This is a genomic window from Bacteroides sp. 3_1_23, from assembly GCF_000162555.1.
Classification (GTDB): domain Bacteria; phylum Bacteroidota; class Bacteroidia; order Bacteroidales; family Bacteroidaceae; genus Bacteroides; species Bacteroides ovatus.
On the sequence record NZ_GG774949.1, the window covers coordinates 1,056,114 to 1,058,619 of the forward strand.

The following is a 2,506-nucleotide window of genomic DNA, read 5'->3' on the forward strand; positions in this document are numbered from 1 at the left end:
TCTCCGCGATTCTATATAGTGTATTAAAATAAAAAGGCTAATGATCCCTTTTTAGTCATTAGCCTTTTCCCATCTGTCAGGAAGCAGTTCCCTGTATTTTTCAATTGGTGTGTTCGGTTGCCATTCGGCTGTTCTGTTTATCACATCCGTGAGATACTCAAATAAATTCACTTTATGCATCCTACAAGTGAGTGCTATTGTATAGAGTATGGCGCCTCGTTCGGCCCCCTTATGGCTGCCGAAGAACAATGAGTTTTTTCTTGATAAGGATATGTACCGGTTCATCCGTTCAACCATATTGTTGTCCAGATAAGTGTCACCATAATTAAAGATGTCCACCACTGCATTCCACTCATTGCGAAGATAGGTAATGGCTTCCTGCAGTTCGCTCTTAGGTAACAAATCCCCCCGTTCTTCTATTTCATCAAGCACATCTTTTATTTCTCCGAGTATGTCCGGCGCATACTTTTTTCGATGCATAAGATTCTGTTCTACCGTCCATCCCTCAACCCCAACTTTATGCTTATGCTCGTTTTGATAAAGTGCGTTTATCAGCTCCACGATCCTTTTTGCATCCGGGTCCTTCTCACCGCAATCTATAAATTTCCGTTTTATATGTTGCAAGCACGGGATGCGTGTGATATTGGGATAAGCATCGCTTTCGAGCTTCCGGTAAGGTGAGTAACCATCGCTTTGTATGATACCTTTGCAACTGCCTAATTCGTTAAGAATAACTCTTTCAGACCGGGAGCCGTCATCATAGAGCAAGTATATCATCCTGGTGTTTATGCCGACAACCACCCAAAGGTATCCCTTCCTGACTCCTTTTCCCTTGCTGTTCTTTTCCGGGACGAGTATTTTGTAATAGGTTTCATCGGCTGCCTTATAAGGATCACTCAAAGCTGTCTGCCGGATGCACTTATAAAGATTTTCGAAGAGGTTTGAGGCTTTCTCTATCAACTTATGAGCCGTAGGTTTCTTCAGCGTAAAGCCATGACTCTCGAAGTAGTTGATGATTCTTTCAACAGGTAGCGATTGTATATAACGTAATTCCATCAATCCGGCAATAAATGAACCGTCATAGCTGGAATTCAAGAAGGCCGAAGCCGGTGTTTTTCCCTCAAACAGGCGACCTTCTTGCGTATAGGTGTGTATCTTGTAGACATGCTTGATGAAGCGCATGGGTACACATTCATAGCGGACGCATATTCTGGGAACAGTGGTAAACAACCGGCCCTTATTGATGTTAAAATCGGGATCATCGGGATAAACGACATGTTCTTCTTCCTCCATCTCATAATGCATGTCACGTTTGGCCCCATTGTTCTTTCTTGCTTTACGCTTATCTGCTTTTTCCGCTTCTATCTTCTGCCGCTCTTCTTCGGATATGGCAGATTGGGGAGCCTGTTGCTGTTCGGATGTGTTGGATACAAGTTTGGCGAGTCCCTTAGTAAGGCGCTGTTGCTTGCTAAGAGATTCGCCTTTTTGAAGGAGTGCCTCTTTAAGGGAAGAAACCTCCTTTATCAAAGCATCTATTTGGTCCAAGAGTCTGTTGTTGTCATCTCGTAATCCCTTGATTTGTTCCTTCAATAACTCTATGATCTCATCCTTTTTCATGGCATAAAGATATAAAAAATCAACGAATTGGCCAAATAAACCGGATGATATCTTTAGCGCAAATATCTAATAATCAGAATGTTGAATTAGATCCTAAAACGTTTTCTCAACCGTACAGACTTTAATGACACTCCATTTAAGATAAAAGACAAAACCTGATAAGAAATCTCGTAATTGCCTGTATTGGGGTTAAATGTCGGTAACTCAAAACTTCCACCTTCGAGGCGCTTGTAGTACAGAAGAAAGCCATCGCCATCCCAACGCAGTATTTTTACACTTTGTCGGTTTTTACCAAAGAATAAAAAGATATCTCCGGAAACGGGAGACAAGTCCTTCATTTCCGATCGTATAATTTTGAATAAACCGTCAATGCCAAGGTTCATACGAACAAAGCCCTGGTACAGATAGTAGCGATTGGCTGATGTTAGAGAATACATGGATCTCCCTCCTTTCTTTCGTAATCGCGCAACATTTTAATAACACCACCGGGTGTGGCCCGTTTGACCGAAATGGTGGTTCCACTGTTAAAGGTGATTGTGATCCCGGCAAGACTAAACTCTTCTTCCGACAACATGGCGGGTGCTATTTGAGTGAATGAAGGAGAGGAAGTTGTCGGTTGGGAGGGTTCAACGCCGCCATAATAATCACGGACCACATCTGCCTTGGCTTGTTTAACGCTATAGCCCCGTCTGGACATCCAGGAACTCATACCACCAAAAGTGGTATGCTGATCGCGGCAAACATCGGCTAAAGGACAATTGTAGTCTACTTTCAATACTTCAAGGAAATGTTTCCAAGTTTTTCCAAATCGATTTTCTGCTAAATCCATAATGCTTCATTTTTATACATAGCAAAAATATAAGAATGAAAAAAGGGCGACAAGATAGAA

General features: G+C 42.2%; 3 protein-coding genes. All 3 read right to left on the reverse strand.

Features of this window, described 5'->3' with window-relative positions:
* Positions 1–51 precede the first annotated feature (51 nt).
* Positions 52–1,617, reverse strand: a complete 1,566-nt coding sequence (gene tnpC / locus HMPREF9010_RS20320; protein WP_008647178.1) for an IS66 family transposase — start codon at positions 1,615–1,617, stop codon at positions 52–54.
* Between the two features lie 86 nt (positions 1,618–1,703).
* Positions 1,704–2,054, reverse strand: coding sequence for an IS66 family insertion sequence element accessory protein TnpB (tnpB, locus tag HMPREF9010_RS20315; RefSeq protein WP_004296723.1), 351 nt, complete (start codon positions 2,052–2,054; stop codon positions 1,704–1,706).
* Complete coding sequence (locus HMPREF9010_RS20310) at positions 2,042–2,446, reverse strand: hypothetical protein (protein ID WP_008647179.1); 405 nt, start codon at positions 2,444–2,446, stop codon at positions 2,042–2,044. Before HMPREF9010_RS20310 ends, tnpB begins: the two co-directional genes overlap by 13 nt.
* Positions 2,447–2,506 lie beyond the last annotated feature (60 nt).

Excerpts from the sequence above, each read along its gene's own strand:
- HMPREF9010_RS20310 (WP_008647179.1), bottom strand. The coding sequence starts at position 2,446 with ATGGATTTAGCAGAAAATCGATTTGGAAAAACTTGGAAACATTTCCTT.
- tnpC (WP_008647178.1), bottom strand. The coding sequence starts at position 1,617 with ATGAAAAAGGATGAGATCATAGAGTTATTGAAGGAACAAATCAAGGGA.
- tnpB (WP_004296723.1), bottom strand. The coding sequence starts at position 2,054 with ATGTATTCTCTAACATCAGCCAATCGCTACTATCTGTACCAGGGCTTT.